This window comes from Litorivita sp. NS0012-18, assembly GCF_040371945.1.
Taxonomy (GTDB): Bacteria; Pseudomonadota; Alphaproteobacteria; order Rhodobacterales; family Rhodobacteraceae; genus Litorivita.
Window position 1 is genome coordinate 149,065 of record NZ_BAABWS010000001.1, and the last position, 18,556, is coordinate 167,620.

Genomic DNA, 18,556 nt, shown 5'->3' on the forward strand with positions numbered 1-18,556 from the left:
AAGATATCTTTGCAAAAGGCGGGTCACCGCCGCTGCAAGCGCCATTCGGTGAGTATTCGACCGACGCACGCCGCCAAGAGCCAAAAGGACAAAGCTATGCCAGCTCCCACAGCCAATATGAAAATCAACGCGGACCGTTTGTGGGATAGCTTGATGGAGATGGCCAAAATCGGCCCCGGCGTGGCGGGGGGCAACAACCGCCAGACATTGACCGACGAGGACGGGGAGGGCCGCGCCTTGTTCCAACGCTGGTGCGAGGCGGCGGGATGCGAGATGGGGCTTGATACCATGGGCAATATGTTTGCCCTGCGCGCGGGCACCGATCCGGATGCCTTGCCGGTCTATGTCGGCAGCCATCTCGATACGCAGCCGACGGGCGGCAAATACGATGGTGTCTTGGGCGTGCTGGGCGGGTTGGAGCTCGTGCGGACCTTGAATGATCTGAACGTGCAAACCAAACACCCGATCGTCGTGGTCAATTGGACCAACGAAGAGGGCACGCGCTTCGCCCCTGCGATGCTGTCCTCGGGGGTCTTTGCGGGGGTGCATACGGAAGACTGGGCCAAAGCCCGCACGGACGCAGAGGGTAAAACCTTCGGCAGCGAATTGAAACGTATCGGTTGGCAGGGCGAAGAACCCGTCGGCGCACGCAAAATGCATGCGATGTTCGAGTTGCACATCGAACAGGGCCCGATTTTGGAGGCCGAAGGCAAAGAGGTCGGCATCGTCACCCATGGCCAAGGCCTCAGCTGGACCCAATTGACAGTCACCGGCAAGGACAGTCACACCGGATCGACCCCCATGCCGATGCGCAAGAATGCCGGATTGGGCATGGCGAGGATCCTCAGTTTGGTCGATGAAATCGCTTGGTCTCACGCCCCCGATGCGGTCGGCGCGGCGGGGCATATCGACGTCTATCCCAACTCGCGCAACGTGATCCCTGGCAAAGCCGTGTTCACGGTCGATTTTCGCTCGCCCGATCTGGCGGTGATTGAGGATATGGAGGCGCGCCTTGCCTCAGGCGCGCAGGCGATTTGCGACGAAATGGGCCTCGGGCTTGAGATCGAGAAAACCGGCGGTTTTGATCCGGTGGAATTTGACGCCGGATGCGTCGCGGCCTTGCGCAACGCGGCCGAGCGGCTTGGCTATAGCCACCGTGACATCATTTCGGGCGCGGGGCATGATGCGTGCTGGATCAACCAAGTCGCGCCGACGGCGATGGTTATGTGCCCCTGTGTGGATGGGCTGAGCCACAATGAAGCCGAAGAGATTTCAAAGGACTGGGCCGCGGCGGGCACGGATGTGTTGCTTCATGCGGTGGTGGAAACCGCCCAGATCGTCACGTGACGGATCGCGGCCAAAACGAATGATATGCGGGAGAAAACGATGAGCAAAGTGATCAAAGGCGGCACCGTGGTGACCGCAGACCGTGAATGGAAAGCCGATGTTCTGATCGAGGGCGAGACCATCAAACAGATCGGCGCAGACCTCAAGGGCGACGAATATATCGACGCCGAGGGCGCCTATGTTATCCCGGGCGGTATTGACCCGCACACCCACCTTGAAATGCCCTTTATGGGCACCACGGCGGCCGAAACCTTCGAGACCGGCACATGGGCCGCAGCGGCGGGCGGCACGACGATGCTGATTGATTTTTGCCTGCCTGGTGAGGATGGATCGATCAAAAACGCGATCCATGAGTGGCACCGTAAAAGCGCGCCGCAGATTTGCGCCGATATCGGCTATCACATGGCGATCACCGGCTGGAACGAAAACATCTTTGACGAGATGAAAGACGCCGTGGATATGGGCGTCAATTCCTTCAAACATTTCATGGCCTATAAGGGCGCGCTTATGGTCGAGGATGATGAAATGTTCGCCTCCTTCCAACGGTGCCGCGAATTGGGCGCCTTGCCGATGGTCCATGCCGAGAACGGCGATCTTGTTGATCTGATGCAAAAAAAGCTGCTCGCCGAAGGGATGACAGGACCAGAGGCGCATGCCTATTCGCGCCCGCCGGAGTTTGAGGGCGAGGCCGCAAACCGCGCCATCACCATCGCCGATGCGGCAGGCACGCCGCTCTATATTGTGCATGTGTCCTGCGAGCAGGCCCATGAAGCGATCCGCCGTGCGCGCCAGAAAGGCATGCGCATTTACGGCGAGCCGCTCATTCAATTCCTGACCCTCGACGAGAGCGAATATTTCAACACGGATTGGGACCACGCCGCGCGCCGTGTGATGTCGCCGCCGTTTCGCAACAAGGACCACCAAGCCAGCCTGTGGGCCGGTCTGCAATCGGGTTCCCTACAAGTCGTCGCCACCGATCACGCGGCCTTCAGCACCGAACAAAAACGAATGGGCATCGGCGATTTCACCAAAATTCCCAACGGCTCGAACGGGCTTGAAGAGCGCCTTGCGGTGCTGTGGACCGAAGGGGTGGAAACGGGGCGTTTGACGCCGTCGGAGTTTGTCGCCGCGACCTCCTCCAACGTCGCCAAAATCCTCAACATCTACCCCAAAAAGGGCGCGATTGTTGAGGGCGCGGATGCCGATATCGTGGTGTGGGATCCCAAAATCACCAAAACCATCAGCGCTTCGAACCACCATTCGATCCTTGATTACAACGTCTTCGAGGGGTTCGAGGTCAAAGCCCAAAGCCGCTATACGCTGAGCCGCGGCGAGGTAATCTGGGCGTGGGGTCAAAACAGCCAGCCCCAGCCGGGCCGCGGCCGTTTCGTGCCGCGCCCGCCGTTTTCCTCGGCGGCCAAGGCCTTGTCGCACTGGAAAGAACTGAACTCTCCGCGTAGCATCAGCCGCGATCCGATGAACATTCCGGCAGGGGTTTGATGGAAGACAAGGGCGATCCCTTACAAGGATTTTGGCTGCGTTATCTGGGGTTTGTCTGGTTGACGACCGTAGCTACGGGGGCGGCGACGCTTGTTTGCTATCTCGTCTGGAACGTCGCGGGCATCGCCCAGATCAACGCCGAGCAAATCTATCTTGTTGACCGTTTGGGAGGCTTGGCCATTTTGTTGGTCGGCTTGATCTTCGCGTCTTTTTTTCTTGCCCCGTTCTTTATCGCGATCGCCTGTCCGGTTTGGGTCTTGCTCTACCGGTCCGCCTCCGGCACCGGCACATGGACCGCCGCCCGCTTGCGGCGCTCGGGCGGTTTGGCCGCGCTTTTGTGTTCGCTCGCCATATATCTCCTGCTGGGCGATCGGGTGTTTGCGCTCTTTGTCACGCGCACCGATACGGGCGGCGTCCTGAACCATCTGCTGCCTTATCTGCCCGCCGCGCTTTCGCTCATTATCGCTCCTCTTATCGCATCGAGACTCTATGACCATGACTGACCCATCGCCCGTGATTTCCGCCAAGGGGCTCGACCTGACCTTTCAAACCAAAGATGGCCCCGTGCAGGCGTTGCGCGATGTGAACCTTGATATCGGCGCGGGCGATTTCGTCAGCTTTATCGGCCCCTCGGGCTGCGGCAAGACCACGTTTTTGCGCACCATCGCGGCGTTGGAGCAACCGACCGGCGGCACAATCACCGTCAATGGCATGTCCCCCGAAGAGGCCCGCAAAGCGCGCGCCTATGGCTATGTGTTCCAAGCAGCGGGCCTTTATCCATGGCGCACGATTGCGGGCAATATCTCGCTTCCGCTTGAAATTATGGGGTTTTCCAAAGCCGAGCGGGCCGAGCGGGTGGAAAAGACCCTCGCGCTTGTCGATCTCGAAGGATTTGGCGGCAAATTTCCGTGGCAATTGTCGGGCGGGATGCAGCAGCGCGCCTCGATTGCCCGCGCGCTTGGCTTTGATGCCGATATTCTGTTGATGGACGAGCCGTTTGGCGCGCTGGACGAGATCGTGCGCGACCATTTGAACGAAGAGCTTCTCAAACTCTGGGCGCGCACCGGCAAGACCATCGGTTTTGTCACCCATTCGATCCCCGAGGCGGTCTATCTGTCGACCCATATCGTCGTGATGAGCCCGCGTCCGGGGCGGATCACCGATGTGATCGAAAGCACATTGCCGCGCGAGCGCCCGCTCGACATCCGCGATACGCCGGAATTCCTGCAAATCGCGCATCGGGTTCGCGAAGGGCTGCGCGCGGGGCATGCCTATGATTAGGAATGTTTTTCCGGTTCTGACCGTTGTGGCCGTGATCTTGGGCATTTGGTATCTGGCCTGCGTGCCGATGAATATCAAAACCGCGCTCACCAATGCCGAACGGGCAGGGGCGGAAGTGTCGGTCGCAGGGGCCAAGGAGCGGCGCGACCTTTCGGCCATGGCTCTGGCCGTGGCCAATCCTGCGCAATGGGGCGACACGCTTGTGCAAAGCAAACCGCGTTTGCCCGCCCCGCATCAGGTCGCGGTCGAGCTATGGCAGACCACGGTCGAGAAGAAGATCACCTCGAAGCGCAGTTTGGTGTTTCATGGCTGGATCACGCTGTCGGCGACCTTGCTTGGCTTTGCCATCGGCACGGCGGCTGGCATCATGTTGGCCATCGGCATCGTGCACAGCCGCGCGATGGATATGAGCGTGATGCCTTGGGCCATCGCGAGCCAAACCATCCCCGTTCTCGCCATCGCGCCGATGATCATCGTGGTGTTCAATTCCATCGGTATTCAGGGGTTGATCCCCAAGGCGATCATTTCGGCCTATCTGTCGTTTTTCCCCGTTGTCGTCGGTATGGTCAAAGGCCTGCGCAGCCCGTCGGCTATGCAGCTTGACCAGATGCGCACATGGGGCGCCAGCGCCGCGCAAAGCTTTTGGACCCTGCGATTGCCCAGCTCGGTGCCCTATCTGTTTACCTCGCTCAAAATCGGCATTGCGGCCTCGCTCGTCGGGGCGATTGTGGGCGAATTGCCCACGGGCGCGGTGCGCGGCCTTGGCGCGCGGCTGTTGACGGGTAGCTACTACGGCCAGACCATTCAAATCTGGTCGGCGCTCTTTGCCACCGCGATCCTTGCGGCCTGCCTTGTGGCGATCATTGGCGGGGTCGAAAGGGTGACGCTCAAGAAAATGGGGTATGGCAAATGAGCCTTGTGATTGCGGCATTCTTGCTTTGGGCGGCGGCCTTCTATCTCAATTTGCGCATCGCGTCGGGTCCGGCAAAGGACACGCAGGGGGCCAAATTGGCCGTGCCGGTGATCTTTGGTCTGACGCTCTTGGCGATATGGGAATTGGTGGTGCGCGGGCTGGGCGTGCCAATGGTGATCTTGCCCGCACCCTCGTTGATCGCGGCGCGGCTGGCGGCAAGCCTGCCGATCCTTTGGGCCGATTTCGTGCAAACCTTCGTCAAAGGCGCGCTCTCGGGCTATGTGATCGGGGTGGTGGCCGCTTGCGCCATGGCGATCATCGTGGACCGCTCGGAGTTCTTGCGCCGCGGGCTTTTGCCCGTTGGTAATTTTGTCGCCGCCTTGCCCATCGTCGGCACCGCGCCGATCCTTGTGATGTGGTATGGGTTTGATTGGCAGTCCAAGGCCGCGGTGGTGGTGGTGATGGTCTTCTTTCCGGTGCTGGTGAATGTCACCGCAGGCCTGCAAGAGACCTCTGCCATGCAGCGCGATCAGATGAAAACATGGGCCGCGAGCTATTGGCAGGGGCTGTGGAAGCTACGCCTTCCCGCTGCGATGCCGTTTGTTTTCAACGGTTTGAAAATCGCCTCGACCCTTGCGCTGATCGGCGCGATCGTCGCCGAGTTTTTCGGCTCGCCCGTGGTGGGCATGGGGTTTCGCATATCGACCTCGGTCGGGCAATTGGCGCTTGATATGGTATGGGCCGAGATTGTCGTCGCCGCCATCGCAGGCAGCGCGTTTTATGGCGCAATCGCGCTTGTCGAGCGGTTGGTGACCTTTTGGCACCCGTCGCAGCGGCGCGGGTAATCCAGATAAAATGCCGGACAATGGATGTCCGGCATTTCGTTTTTATCGGGTGTTTACGCGGCGCGTTTCGAACGGCGCAGCCCCGCGAAGGCGGCCATGCCCGTCAAGAGCAGCGGCAAACCCGCAGGCAGCGGCACCGCAGGGGCGACTTCATAGGTGATCGCCTCATAGGTGTAGCCCGCACCGGTCGAGCTGTCATCGAAGAACAGCGAGCTGATCAGCCCATAGCCCGACAGATCGACAACCGCATTGCCCACGATGGCCAAAGTATCGAGCAAAGCACCGCCGGCGCCATAGACCATCAGATCGACGTAATCACCGGGGTTAAACGTGCCGAAGGTCACGCTCACGTCATAAACGTCGGGAATGAAGTCGATCTCCAGATCCGCCTCGCAGCGGAAGGCCGTGGCGTTGAGCGAACAGATTTTGTCCGTAACGCCCCCGTAGCGATAGAGCGTCCCCTCCAAGGGAGTGACGATGGCATCGGGGATGGCAAAAGACGCACCCACATTGGACCCCGTCGACAAAGACGAGAAATCGAGCACGGCAGCATGGCTGCTTTGCGCGCTCAATAGACCGATGGAGAGAAGCGTGGCGGGCAGATAGCCCTTAAGGCTTGTAATGGAAAACATGGTTTCCTCCTGAATTGATTTTTTAAATTCGAAAAGTAGTTATTGAACTGCACTCGAAATAGAGCGCAGATTTACTTTACGTTAGTCTTTGCCGCATTTCAACTAACGCCGTTTGCGCGCGCGGGGGCAATCGCGATCTACGCCTAAGATTTGAGCGACAAACGCGACGTTGGACCATTTGGTCAAAGATTTGGTTGAGTGAAACCCAGATGAGTGCAACCATCGCTCCATAACTGGACAACTGGGAGCACGATCATGAAGACCATAGCCAGCTTGGCACTCGCCCTTGGGCTTGCCAGCGCGCCGATGGCGCAAGCCGCCTCGCATGCCGACAATACGGTGAAATTGCAATTGCAATGGGTCACGCAGGCGCAATTCGCGGGATATTATGTGGCCCTTGAAAAAGGATTTTACGACGACGAGGGGCTTGAGGTGACCATCTTGCCCGGCGGGCCTGATATTGCTCCTCCGCAGGTGCTCGCAGGGGGCGGCGCGGATGTGATGCTCAACTGGATGCCCTCGGCATTGGCCGCGCGCGAAAAGGGCTTGCCCGTGGTCAATATTGCGCAGCCCTTCAAAACCTCGGGGCTTATGCTGACCTGCTGGAAGGACACCGGCATCACCAGCCCGCAAGACTTCAAAGGCAAGACCATCGGCGTGTGGTTCTTTGGCAATGAATATCCCTTCCTGTCGTGGATGAGCCAAGAGGGGATTTCCACCGCAGGCGGCGAGGATGGCGTCACGGTTCTCAAACAAGGGTTCAACGTCGATCCGCTGATCCAGCGCCAAGCCGATTGCATCTCGACCATGACCTATAATGAATACGGTCAGGTCCTCGATGCAGGGGTCAGCCCCGACGAATTGGTCACATTCAAATATGAGGACCAAGGCGTTGCGACACTCGAAGACGGGATCTACGCGCTCGAAGAGAAACTGGCCGATCCGGCCTTCAAGGCAAAAATGGTGAAATTCGTGCGCGCCTCGATGAAGGGTTGGAAATATGCCGAGGCAAATCCCGAAGAGGCGGCAGATATCGTTCTCGAATTTGACGAGACCGGTGCGCAAACCGAAGAGCATCAAAAACGGATGATGGGCGAGATCGCCAAACTGACTGCTGGGTCCAACGGATCGCTTGATCCGGCCGATTTTGAACGCACGGTTGCGACGCTTTTGGCGGGCGGCTCCGATCCGGTGATCAGCAAGAAACCCGAAGGGGCCTATACGCTTGAGATCACGGATGAAGCGCTGAAGTAATCTGCTCGGACAAACAATACGATTGAACGCGGGCCGAAGGTTTGGCCCGCGTTTTTTGTTGCGCCGATCTTGGGCGGTCAGGAGGCGTTTTGAGCTTTTGGGGAGGCCTCTTGCGTGGCATTATCCCTGTGCTGAGCGGCTTCGAGCTCAGCGTGCAATGCCGCACGCAGCGACGACCACAAGGCAGGCAAGGGGGCCAAGGATTTGTCCGCACGTTGGTTCCAATCCGCGCCTGTATTGGCGACCGTCTCACAACGGCCAAGCGCTTCGTGCATTGCCCGCGCGCCAAATGTGGCGCAAGACCCCGCAAAGCCGTGCAATGCGGCGCGCGCCTGAGCGGGGGGCAGGTCAATCAACCTGTCCAATGCGCCGATGAAGGCGTCGCCTTCTGCGATGAATTCCTGCGCAAGACGGATGAATGTGGGTTGCGGCAAGGCGCGGCGCATCTCGCCCAAGGCCTGCCGGTCCAGATACGGTGTCTCTTGGCCAAGGTCTGGCGCCCCGTGCTCGGGATATTGCGCCCCTTCATGATAAAGCATTTCGCGCAAAACCGCCCAACGCAGCGGTTTATTGAGAACCGCTTCCATCCCCGCAGCAAGGTAGCGCGCGTGGTCTTCGGGCTGGGCATGGGCCGTCAACGCGATGATACGGCTGTCTTTCGAGGCCCCGCCCGAGGCACGGATCGCTTTGGTGGCCTCGACCCCATCCATGCGGGGCATGGAAATATCCATCAAAATCAAGTCATAAGCCTTGGCGGCTGCGGCATCGACCCCATCGACCCCATCATGTGCTTCGGTGACGCGGTGCCCGTCTCGGCGCAGCATTTCTCGCGCAATGAAGCGGTTGGTTTTGTTGTCCTCGACGATCAGCACGTCCAGAGGCTTTGATCCACTTCGCGCAGGGGGCGCTGCCTTTGGTTTGGTCGCAGGCGCCGAAATCGGCGCTGCGGCATCATCGGCTTTTGCGCTGCGCGTGGCGGCGCCGGTCTGGTCGGGCAAGGCGGCGGCGCGAGGGTTTGCAGGCGCATCCATCTCTGCGGCTGGCAGGGGCAGGCGCACCCAAAAGAGGCTGCCCTCGCCAAATTCGCTTTCTGCGCCGATCTCGCCGCCCATGGCGGTGACGAGGTTGCGCGTGATGCCCAGCCCGAGCCCCGTGCCCTCGATGTCATCCGCGCCGCCTTCGCCAAGGCGCACGAAATCTTCAAACACTTGGGCAAGGGCCTCGGTCGGGATGCCGCTGCCCGTATCACTGATTTGGAACTCGATCTGATCCGCGCCGGTGCGCGCCGCTTCAATCGCGATCTCGCCGTCCTTGGTGAATTTGGCGGCATTGCTGAGCAGATTGACCAACACCTGCCTCAGGCGACCGCGGGTGCCCGACACCAGCCCCAAGCTGTTGGCGTTCAAGGTGATGCTGTTGCCATTTGCAGCAGCAACCGGACGCAAGCTTTGCACCACTTCGCCAAGCAGAACATCGAGGTCAAAGGGGGCACGCTCGAGAGGGAGTTGGCCGCTCTCGATACGGGTGATGTCGAGCACCTCGTTGATATGGCTTAGCAAAACCTGACCGGAGTTGCGCAAGACATCTACCAATTCACGTTGCGGCGCGGTCAACTCGGCGCTGTCGAGCAAATCTATGGTTCCCAAAATCCCATTGAGCGGTGTGCGCATCTCGTGGCTCATCACCGCGAGAAAACGCGCCTTGGCTCGCTCACCTGCCAAGGCTTTGTCGCGCGAGCGTACCAATTCTTGCTCTGCCGCAAGCCGGTGCGAGATATTGCGCACAAAACAGACCAAAATCGTGCGCCCGTCATGTTCGGCGCGATCGACGGTCAACTCGATCGCGAAATGGCGCCCCTGCGCATCGCGGCCCAAAAGTTGTTCGCTGCGGCTCGCGCCGCCGACGCAGCTTTCCAATAGCTCTGCCGTGTCAATGCGCCGGCTGATTTGCTCATGCCGCGCGGCGCTATCGCCTGTGTAGGACTCCAGAGGCTTGCGCAAGAAGACCCCGAGATCAAGGGTTTCGGCCTGCGCACGCGGGCGGCCGAACAGGGTTTCGGCGGCAGAGTTGAAGTCGGAAATCCGGCCAGTGGGATCGCAAACGATAATCGCATCGCGCGAGGTGGAGATAATGGTTTCGATCCGCGTCAGGATTGCGCGATTGGTGATCGCGCGGCTGCGGTTCAAACGGTAAAGCCGCCAGAAGACGAAAAGGAGCCATATCACCGCCGCTGCCAGCAGCAGGCTGACCAAGGCAACGAGCCTGAGCACGCGCGCGGCGTCTTCGCGCGCACGGTCGGCCTGTAGAGCCAGCTGCCGGTTGCCCTCGGTCGAAATGAGGCGCAGGTCTTGACGCAGCGGGGCGATGGCTTTCGCGACGTCTGGCAAGGCTTGCACCAACGTCGTGTCATTCGCATCTATGGTCGGCACCAACCCATAGGTCACCTGAGCGATATCTTCGAAACGCCCGCGCAGATTTGCGTAATCAAGGATCGGACGATAGAGCGCGCTGCCAGCGATGGTCTCTAGGCGGCTATAGAATATGTTGTAGCGCTTGCGCAGGTTGGCCAATGCGCTCTTGAGCTCGGGCTGCGGTTGTCCTTGGAGCGACGAAGTGCGCGTTTGCGCCTGCGCGACGGCCGCTTGAAAATCAAGAAATTCGACCTCGATCTGGCTCATGGTCCATTGCACGTTGTCCGCACGCGCTGACCCAAGCTCGCGCAGCTTTTGCGAGACGGAGCTGGACAGGTAAATCAGTAAGAACAACGAGGCAATCGCCACCAGTCCCAGCAGGCTGATCTGAATCCAGCGGGGGCGGAGCGCGGATCGGGCGCGGGGAGACGTCATCTCGACTGCCTTTCGTACTGGCCGCAGGGCGATTGCAGTCCTGAACTCGGGTCCGCGCCGGTCCTGCCAACCCGATTAGGTTAGGGCAAAATCACGATGCGGTCCAATTGCCAGACACTTTGCGCAAAAATCGTTTCGCTGCGGTAAACCGCACTTTTGTCATAGGGATAGACCAGCCATAGCGGCCCCTTGTCGCGCAAAGACATGCGCTGCCCGTTGCGGCTATGGGCCAAAAGCCCTTCTTGGGTGAGCGCATCCTCGACCGACAGGCGGACTTGATAGTCATTTTGGGCGATCAGGATCAACTGGCCTCCATCAAGTGCGAGCGGTTCGAGCAACACGCGCAGGCTGACACCTTCGAAAAGTTGCACGCCGTCGGTCCAGATTGTGCTGGTCTCAAGTGTTTCTTGCGGCAGATCTTGCAGCGCGGCGAAATCCATACTTGCGCTTAAATATGTGTCGGCAGGCGGCAGGGCGGCATTCGGGGCCATGCGCAGATCATAGACGCGCAGCAACGGCGCCTCTTGTGCTTGGGCGCGGTGGGGCGTCATCGCCAAGATGAGGATCAAGGCCGCGGCACCCAATATAAAGATACGTTTTGCGGACTGAATGAGGGTCTGAAAATCAGGCTGTGGCATGTCGTTCCTAAAAGGTTTTAGCAATCCGAGCGGTTGGGCGGATGGACAATAGGCGGGGAAAAGCGCACACAATCAACCCGATTTGGTCAACCGGTGCGATTTGTGATACAAGTTTAACGAGACTCACTGGCTTCACTTTCGTCTCTGTGGCGGCCCGCGTCTACACCCCTATCCGACAGAATAGGAAACCCGAGCGACCTTTAGATTTGTTTCACCCTTTACGGGCGATACTGGCTTTGCGAGAGTATCCCCTGCGCGGCCTTCAAATGCCGCCCATGCGCAGGACATTGTGTGAAAGAGCGTTGAGAAATGAGCGAAATCCTACTTGCCGACGATCATGAATTGGTGCGCGAAACGATTGCGGCCTATCTCGAGGCGAGCAGCGATATTCGCGTTGTTCAAGCCGCTGATTTTGTACAGGCGCTTGAGCTTGTGAAAACCTCTGGCCCCTTCGATTTGGTCGTATTGGACTATACGATGCCCGGGATGGACGGGTTGGACGGCCTTCGCAAACTCTTGTCTTTGCCAAATGCCGGTGCGGTCGCGGTGATGTCGGGCACGGCGTCTGCGGATGTGGCACGCCGCGCGCTGGAGGCCGGAGCGGCCGGATTTTTGCCCAAAACCTTGTCACCCGACACGCTGCTGAGCGCGGTCCAACATATCCTCGAAGGAGAGGTTTACCGTCCGCTGCAATTCTTGTCGCAAAAGGCCGATGCGCTTTCGGTGAAACTCACGCCGCGCGAGCGCGATGTTTTGAATGGAATTTGCGAGGGTAAATCCAACAAGGAAATCGCCCGCGATCTGGGCGTGCAGGAAGTCACGATCAAGCTTCATGTAAAGACCCTTAGCCGAAAGCTGGATGCGCGCAATCGCACCCATGCGGCAATGATTGGGCGCGATCTGGATCTGGTATAAACCGCTTGCGGCCTTGCTTGATTGACCGGTGATCTGCAGCGCGCCGCCGATCTGACTGCGCGCTATTTGGCGCCGTCCAAAGGGGACATGCTCCGCCCGATGTCTCGATTGCGATGTGCGGCGCCGCGCGTGGCAACCTGTGCAATTATTTCTCTTATTTGAGCGAATATTCTCGCCCGATAACGGTCCAAAACCGCGCCGATTAAAGTCATCTTCACCGTTCGCACCGATAAGGGCTGAGCTAGAACTCAAACCTAGGGACGGCGGTTCGCCGAGATGCATATGAAGTTGCTTCGGAATATTCCTATCGCATTGGTGCTACCGGCCATGTTCTTTGCCTTGAGCTTGAGCGCTTTAGGCACGATGGGTGCCTCGTCTTACTATGGCGCGCGGGCGCTGCTTTTGGACGAATCGCACGATAGCATCGGTGCGATGAGCAAACGGCGCGCCTCCGAAATCGAAGATTGGTTTGCGCAGGTTGAAGCCGAGGTCGCGTTTCAAGCGAGCAGCCCAAACACCGCCACGGCCCTGCGCGTCTTTGGGTCAGGGTGGAAAGCCTTTGACGGCGCGGCGCAGGCGGAATTGACCCGCGCATTTATCACCGACAATCCCCACCCCGAAGGCGAACGAGCCGCATTGGACAATCCTGAATTACGCTCGGCCTATAGCCGCGGGCATAAGCGCTACCATCCATTCTATCGCGGTTTGGCCGAACGTGCCGGTTTTGCCGATGTGTTCCTCTTCGATAAGTTTGGCAATTTGGTCTATTCGGTTGAAAAACGCGACGACTTTGCCTCCAGTATCGCGCAAACACCGCAAACTGCGCTGACCCAAGCCGTGCGATCGCTTTTCGAAAATGGCGGCGGCGAGGGCGAGACGGTCACATTCGTAAATTTCGCCCCCTATGCGCCCGTCGGCGGGGCGCTTTCGGCCTTTGCCTTGCAATTGGTCAAAGGTGCGAATGGTGCTCCCGACGGGGTCTTTGCCGTGCGCTTGTCCACCGCACCTGTCGAGCAGATCATGGCGCGGACCGCTGGGAACGGCGCTCAGGGCAATGCCTTTTTGCTTGATGCAGAGCAGGGCATTTTGTCATCGGATGCAGCAGTTATCGACCTTGCGCCGCTGCGTGATCCGGCACCGTTGAACACCGCGCTGGCGGGGGAGGCGAACGTCTCTCAAACGCAGCGCGATGTGCCGCTTTTGTCGGGGTTTCAACCGGTCATGATCGAAGGCGTGTCCTGGGTGGCTGTGGTCGAGACCGCACAAGCCGACGTCTTTAATCTGGCAAATAAACTGCGCCGTGACCAGATTGTGCAAGGTCTTGCGCTTATGGCTCTTTTCGCGCTGGCTGGGATCGTCTTGGGCCGCGGTTTGAGCCGCCCGCTCAAAGATCTTTCAAATGCCATCAGCGCCATTCGCCATGGGGATTACACTGTCACGGTGCCCGGCGTGGATCGCGGCGATGAGATCGGGTCAATCGGCAAAGCTTTGGCCGCGCTTCAAACCGAATTGGTCGGAGCCGAAGCCAAGAATGCCGACAGTAAGTTCCAAAGCGCCGCCGTCGGGGCCACTTCGGCCGCCTTGATGATGACGGATGCGAATTTCTGCGTCACGCATATGAACCAGTCGATCCGCGAGCTTGTGCGCACCTATGCCGATGATATCCGCAAAGTCGCGCCCGACTTTGATCCTGACGGCTGTATCGGAATGAACATGGATGTGTTTCACCGTGCACCAGAGGCGATCCGCAAACGGGTTGGTGCCGCTGCGGGGCAACGCTTTACCGCAGCAATCCCGCTTGGCGATATCCGTCTCGCGATTGATGTGCAGCCCTTTTTCGACGACGATGGCGAGTTGCTTGGATCGGTCGTTGAATGGTCGGATGCGACCGAAGAAACCCGCCGCAATGCGATCATACAGGCCATTGATTCCAGTCAGGTTTTTGCCGAGTTCGATGAAGATGGCGGGTTGAAATATGCGAATGCGGGGTTCTTTGAATGCTGTAACCTGTCGCTTGACGCGTTGCGAGGCGTGAAAATGCGCGACATGTTCCGCGGTGATGCGGACGAAAAACGCGGGCAGCAAGGGGGCGATAAAACCCATGCGAAACTGCTTGAGGGTGATACGGTCAGCGGCCGTTTTGTGCTCAAGCCGGACGCGCCTGAAGCCAAAGAAACGATCCTTGAGGGGAGCTTCTCTCCGATCCGCACCCGTGTTGGCTCCTTCGCCGGATATGTTCTGATCGGAAATGATATTACCGTCGATCATGCGCATCTGAGCAAGGCCGAAGCCAAACGCGCCGCAATGGAAGCCGCGCAGACGCATATGGTCGAGCAAATTCGCATCGGCATGCAAAGCCTTGCGCAAGGGGATCTGACCACGCGCCTTGACGCCGAATTTGCACCCGAATACGAGCAATTGCGTGGAGATTTCAACGCTGCGGTTGCAGATCTGGCGCGTGCGCTTGAAGTGGCGGCCGAAGAGTCGCTGAACATGCGCGCCGAAAGCGCCGAAATTTCCAATGCTGCCGAAGATATGGCAATCCGCTCGGAGCGTCAGGCCGCGACCTTGCGCGACACCGCCAATGCGCTCGATGAGATGACAACCAACGTCCATAGCGCGGCCGAAGGCGCGGCGCGCACCGAAACCGTTGTCAGCGAAGCGCGCACCCGCGCCGAACGGAGCGAAGAAGTGGTTGGCGAAGCCGTCGAGGCCATGTCGGAGATCGAGGCCTCAAGTCAGGAAATCGTGAAGGTGATCAGCGTGATCGACGAGATCGCGTTTCAAACCAACCTCTTGGCGCTCAACGCTGGCGTCGAGGCGGCGCGCGCGGGCGAGGCTGGGCGCGGCTTTGCTGTGGTTGCAACCGAAGTGCGCGCGCTCGCACAGCGTTGCTCGGACGCGGCCGGAGAGATCAACACGCTTTTGCGTAAATCGGGCGAGCATGTGGATAAGGGCGTGACCTTGGTGGGAGAAACCGGCGATGCGCTCAAACACATCATGGAATCCGTGTCCGAAATTTCCGGTTATATTGGCGACATCGCAAAATCGGGGCGCGAACAATCGACAGGCTTGCAGCAGATCAACGCTGCGGTGATGGAGATCGACCAAACCACGCAACAAAATGCGGCCATGTTCGAGGAAACATCCTCGGCCAGCAACGCACTTGCACGGCGCGCAGATGTATTGGCGCGCAGCCTGAGCGGTTTCAAATTGGGTCAAGACAAGCGGCCAGCAGTAGCGCCGCCCGCGCCGAAACCCACTGCGAAAGCACCTGCGCCTGTGTCCGCACGCAAGCCCGCGCCCGTTGCGGCCCCGAAACCGGCCACGCCCGCAGCGGCGCCGAAACCGGCCGCGGCCAATCGTGCAAAACCATCACACGATGGTTGGGAGCCCGAGCGGCGCACGGAGCGCCGCCGCGTGGTCATCGACCGGCGCTCGGGCGCCGTTCTCGCTGCAACCGAAGATAACATCGAAGAGTCATGGGAAGAGTTTTGATGAAACATGCAAATGATATGACGGTCCCGCGCCGTGTCTTGATTGTGGACGACTCGCCCGCCATTCGTGCGGTGCTCGCTCACGCGCTCAGCAATGATCCGCGCCTTGAAGTGGTCGGTGAAGCATCAGACGCCTATGAGGCGCGGGGCTTGATCAAGAGCCTCAACCCCGATGTGATTACTCTGGATGTCGAAATGCCGCGCATGTCTGGGCTTGATTTCCTTGAGCGTTTGATGCGTTTGCGCCCGATGCCAGTGGTGATGTTTTCCTCGGTCACGCAAGCAGGCAGCGACAATGCCGTGCGCGCGCTCTCTCTAGGCGCTTTCGATGTGTTGCCCAAACCGCTGAGCGGTATCAGCAAGGCCGATTTGCTCAGCCTTCGCGATGCGGTTGCAAGCGCGGTCGTGAACACCGGCTCCTCCAAGCGCGACAGTTGGGAGCCAAGCAAAGGCACGCCCGTCGCGCAATCTGTGCCGGAGATGGCGCGCAAATGGGGCGGCGAGGTGATCTTGATCGGTGCTTCGACGGGCGGTGTGGCCGCGTTTGAAAAAGTCCTATCGACAATGCCGCGCAACGCCCCGCCGATCGTTTTGTCACAACATATGCCCGAAGCCTTCCTGAGCAGCTTTTGCGGACGCTTGGCACAGCTTTTTCCCCATGACGTGCAATTGGCCGCTGATGGGCTCGAGCTTAAACCGGGCAATGTCTATGTATCACCTGGCGGCGCATTGCATACCGGCGTCGCCCTGCGCGGCTCCAAGGTCTATTGCAGCCTGATCGACAAACCCAAACGCAACGGGCATTGCCCCTCGGTCGACGAGTTGTTTTTCTCGGCGCAGGAGTTTGCTTCGCGGGTCCATGCCGTCATTTTGACCGGATTGGGGCGCGATGGCGCGGAGGGGATGAAGGCATTGCACGACGGCGGAGCCCATTGCGTTGCGCAAGATCGCGATAGTTGTGTGGTCTATGGAATGCCGCGTGCCGCCGTCGAAATCGGCGCGGTCGATGCGCAAGTGCCATTGGACGAGATCAGCAGCCTTGTCTGCAAACCGGTGCGCGCAAAGCTGTAAAGGACTTGTGAACGGCAGTGGCAATACAATGGTGTCGCCGCGCCCGAAACATAAGCCATCCTGAAAGGAAGGGACCAAAAATTGAGAGATGCGAGCGTTGCGGGTAAATCCGTAAATATCACACAAGGCGAGTTTGCCTGCATGTCCGAGCCCGATGGCATTATCACCACCATCTTGGGCTCTTGCGTTGCCACATGCATTTGGGATCCGGTCGCTGGGGTCGGGGGAATGAACCACATTCTTGTGGCCCAATCGGGCAGCGGCGCAAGCCGGAATGACTTTGCCGGTGTGAACGCGATGGAATTGGTCATCAACGGATTGATCCGCCGCGGTGCAAAGCGCGAAAACCTTCAGGCAAAGGTATTTGGCGGTGCCAAGATGATCGAGGGCCTGTCAGATATCGGTCAAGTCAACGGCGTTTTTGTCGTTGAATACCTTGAGCGCGAAAACATCCCCTGTGTCGGCAAAAGTCTTGGTGGAACTCTCGCGCGGCAAATCCGCTTTTATGCGGGCGAAGGACGGGTGCTGCAAAAATCGATCGCAGGCGCCGCCGTCCCGCCGCCGCCGCCGCCGCGCCCCAAGGCCGAGCCGGCCGGAGGCAACGATCTGGAGCTGTTCTAGACCGCGGAAGGCGAGCATGGATAAAGATGAAAAGCGCCCTGATTGCTCAGGGCGCTTTTCATCTTTCAAGTCAGATTATAGCTGATTGGCCGCACGATCCCCGACTACTTCAACTCTACCGCAACGCCGCCGCCAAAGCCCCAAGGATAGGCCGAGTGCATCCTTTTGTTGAGCGTCACGATACTGGTGCTCACCTGACCCGACGTGCTCGCACCGGCGCGATATTGATTTTGCGCGCCGATGGGTTCGGGGATGACCGTCGCGCTGCCGCGCAAATCTCCTGCGCGGCAACTGATCTTGACGGGCGCGGGCGCGCCTCGGTTCTTGAAGCGCGCACCTTGCGCATATGTTGGCATCGATACCGCGCGCGGAGATGTCACCGCCGCATTGATTTGCGGCGACGTCAGTTGGCATAGAGCGCCGCTCACGTCTTGGCGTTTGCCGTCTTTTGAAGTTTTATACGTGCGCAAAGTCATCGACGAGGTGCCGACAACCTGCAAGCCCGTGCTTGCCTTTGCAGTCACGGCCAACGGCGGTTCGGAAGGCTCGGAGCCGCTAACGCAAGCTGTCAGGCCCAGTGTTGCCGCCAAAGCAAGGGCGGCAACTTGTTTACCCAAAAGACGCATTGGGTTACTTCAGCGTGACTTTAACATCTGCCGGATAGGCCCAAGGCACCGAGCTTGCCACAGCGGCAGAGACGGCCACGGTGATCAACGCGGCTGCCAATCCGCCACCAACTGTGGTGCCGATGGCTTTTTCCTGCCACGAGACCGACGCCGCGCCGCTCAATTTATCGGCCTTACAGGTAACGATGAGCGAACTGGGCAAGCCGCGATTGTCCAATCCGGCGCGTTGCTTGAACTTGGGAAGAACGACAACTTGCGGCGTCACCCCCGCCGCGAGACGCTCATCGGATCAGATCTAGCATTTCGCCCCGACCACCTCATTGGTTTTCTTGCCATCTGCACTGACAGTATAGGCGCGCACCGTTGTTTTTGTGGTGTCTTTCGCGAGCTTACTGGTATCCAGCCTGCGCTTCATCGACGCCGTTACGGGGACAGAGGTGACGGCCACGGGGTCGGGTGTGCAGCCAGACAGAGCGATTGCGGCGGCGAGGCCGAGAGCAATTTTATTCATGGCCTTCCTAATAGGCAAAATTGTTACGGGAACGGAATTGGTGCGCTTGAGATCGGTGC

Annotated in this window: 17 protein-coding genes; 11 read left to right on the forward strand and 6 right to left on the reverse strand. The window is 59.2% G+C overall.

What is annotated here, in order from left to right; all coding sequences use genetic code 11:
- The first annotated feature begins 96 nt into the window (after positions 1–96).
- Genes ABWV64_RS00720 through ABWV64_RS00745 form a run of 6 tightly spaced genes read left to right on the forward strand, consistent with a single transcriptional unit; the run spans position 97 to position 5,886 of the window.
- The gene (locus ABWV64_RS00720; protein WP_353342343.1) at positions 97–1,347 is read left to right on the forward strand and encodes a Zn-dependent hydrolase; all 1,251 of its coding nucleotides are present in this window, start codon (positions 97–99) and stop codon (positions 1,345–1,347) included.
- A 39-nt stretch (positions 1,348–1,386) separates the two neighbouring features.
- Positions 1,387–2,847, forward strand: coding sequence for a dihydropyrimidinase (gene hydA / locus ABWV64_RS00725; protein WP_353342344.1), 1,461 nt, complete (start codon positions 1,387–1,389; stop codon positions 2,845–2,847).
- Positions 2,847–3,350 carry a hypothetical protein gene (locus ABWV64_RS00730; protein ID WP_353342345.1) on the forward strand — a complete coding sequence of 168 codons (504 nt, stop codon included), beginning with the start codon at positions 2,847–2,849 and terminating at the stop codon, positions 3,348–3,350. The genes hydA and ABWV64_RS00730 overlap by 1 nt, the downstream gene beginning before the upstream one ends.
- Positions 3,343–4,128, forward strand: coding sequence for an ABC transporter ATP-binding protein (locus tag ABWV64_RS00735; protein WP_353342346.1), 786 nt, complete (start codon positions 3,343–3,345; stop codon positions 4,126–4,128). Before ABWV64_RS00730 ends, ABWV64_RS00735 begins: the two co-directional genes overlap by 8 nt.
- Positions 4,121–5,041: an ABC transporter permease gene (locus ABWV64_RS00740; protein WP_502902573.1), complete on the forward strand. Its 921-nt coding sequence runs from the start codon at positions 4,121–4,123 to the stop codon at positions 5,039–5,041. The genes ABWV64_RS00735 and ABWV64_RS00740 overlap by 8 nt, the downstream gene beginning before the upstream one ends.
- The gene (locus ABWV64_RS00745; protein ID WP_353342347.1) at positions 5,038–5,886 is read left to right on the forward strand and encodes an ABC transporter permease; all 849 of its coding nucleotides are present in this window, start codon (positions 5,038–5,040) and stop codon (positions 5,884–5,886) included. Before ABWV64_RS00740 ends, ABWV64_RS00745 begins: the two co-directional genes overlap by 4 nt.
- Positions 5,887–5,939: 53 nt before the next feature.
- On the opposite strand, the gene ABWV64_RS00750 is transcribed toward ABWV64_RS00745, so the two are convergent.
- A complete protein-coding gene (locus tag ABWV64_RS00750) occupies positions 5,940–6,518 on the reverse strand; it encodes a VPLPA-CTERM sorting domain-containing protein (protein WP_353342349.1) in 579 nt (192 codons plus the stop codon).
- A gap of 255 nt (positions 6,519–6,773) precedes the next feature.
- Between ABWV64_RS00750 and ABWV64_RS00755 the strand changes: the two genes are divergently transcribed.
- The gene (locus tag ABWV64_RS00755; RefSeq protein ID WP_502902574.1) at positions 6,774–7,772 is read left to right on the forward strand and encodes an ABC transporter substrate-binding protein; all 999 of its coding nucleotides are present in this window, start codon (positions 6,774–6,776) and stop codon (positions 7,770–7,772) included.
- A gap of 77 nt (positions 7,773–7,849) precedes the next feature.
- On the opposite strand, the gene ABWV64_RS00760 is transcribed toward ABWV64_RS00755, so the two are convergent.
- A complete protein-coding gene (locus ABWV64_RS00760) occupies positions 7,850–10,618 on the reverse strand; it encodes a hybrid sensor histidine kinase/response regulator (RefSeq protein ID WP_353342350.1) in 2,769 nt (922 codons plus the stop codon).
- 80 nt (positions 10,619–10,698) lie between these two features.
- The gene (locus tag ABWV64_RS00765) at positions 10,699–11,256 is read right to left on the reverse strand and encodes a putative pterin-binding protein (RefSeq protein WP_353342351.1); all 558 of its coding nucleotides are present in this window, start codon (positions 11,254–11,256) and stop codon (positions 10,699–10,701) included.
- Between the two features lie 309 nt (positions 11,257–11,565).
- Here ABWV64_RS00765 and ABWV64_RS00770 point away from each other — a divergent pair, with 309 nt between their 5' ends.
- The 4 genes from ABWV64_RS00770 (at position 11,566) to ABWV64_RS00785 (ending at position 17,360) form a co-directional block, all read left to right on the forward strand.
- Positions 11,566–12,171, forward strand: coding sequence for a response regulator (locus ABWV64_RS00770; RefSeq protein ID WP_353342352.1), 606 nt, complete (start codon positions 11,566–11,568; stop codon positions 12,169–12,171).
- Positions 12,172–12,453: 282 nt separating this feature from the next.
- Positions 12,454–15,669, forward strand: coding sequence for a methyl-accepting chemotaxis protein (locus ABWV64_RS00775; RefSeq protein WP_353342353.1), 3,216 nt, complete (start codon positions 12,454–12,456; stop codon positions 15,667–15,669).
- Positions 15,669–16,739 carry a protein-glutamate methylesterase/protein-glutamine glutaminase gene (locus tag ABWV64_RS00780; protein WP_353342354.1) on the forward strand — a complete coding sequence of 357 codons (1,071 nt, stop codon included), beginning with the start codon at positions 15,669–15,671 and terminating at the stop codon, positions 16,737–16,739. Before ABWV64_RS00775 ends, ABWV64_RS00780 begins: the two co-directional genes overlap by 1 nt.
- Before the next feature lie 141 nt (positions 16,740–16,880).
- Entirely contained in the window at positions 16,881–17,360 is a 480-nt protein-coding gene (locus ABWV64_RS00785; RefSeq protein WP_353342355.1) for a chemotaxis protein CheD, read from the forward strand.
- A 104-nt stretch (positions 17,361–17,464) separates the two neighbouring features.
- Here the strand turns inward: ABWV64_RS00785 and ABWV64_RS00790 are convergent, their stop codons facing one another.
- The 3 genes from ABWV64_RS00790 to ABWV64_RS00800 all read right to left on the reverse strand — a co-directional run bounded on the left by ABWV64_RS00790 (position 17,465) and on the right by ABWV64_RS00800 (position 18,497).
- Positions 17,465–17,716: a hypothetical protein gene (locus ABWV64_RS00790; RefSeq protein ID WP_353342356.1), complete on the reverse strand. Its 252-nt coding sequence runs from the start codon at positions 17,714–17,716 to the stop codon at positions 17,465–17,467.
- A 274-nt stretch (positions 17,717–17,990) separates the two neighbouring features.
- Positions 17,991–18,251 (reverse strand): hypothetical protein, encoded by a 261-nt coding sequence (locus ABWV64_RS00795; protein ID WP_353342357.1) that lies wholly within the window; start codon positions 18,249–18,251, stop codon positions 17,991–17,993.
- Positions 18,252–18,281: 30 nt separating this feature from the next.
- Positions 18,282–18,497 carry a hypothetical protein gene (locus ABWV64_RS00800; protein WP_353342358.1) on the reverse strand — a complete coding sequence of 72 codons (216 nt, stop codon included), beginning with the start codon at positions 18,495–18,497 and terminating at the stop codon, positions 18,282–18,284.
- Between the last annotated feature and the right edge of the window lie 59 nt (positions 18,498–18,556).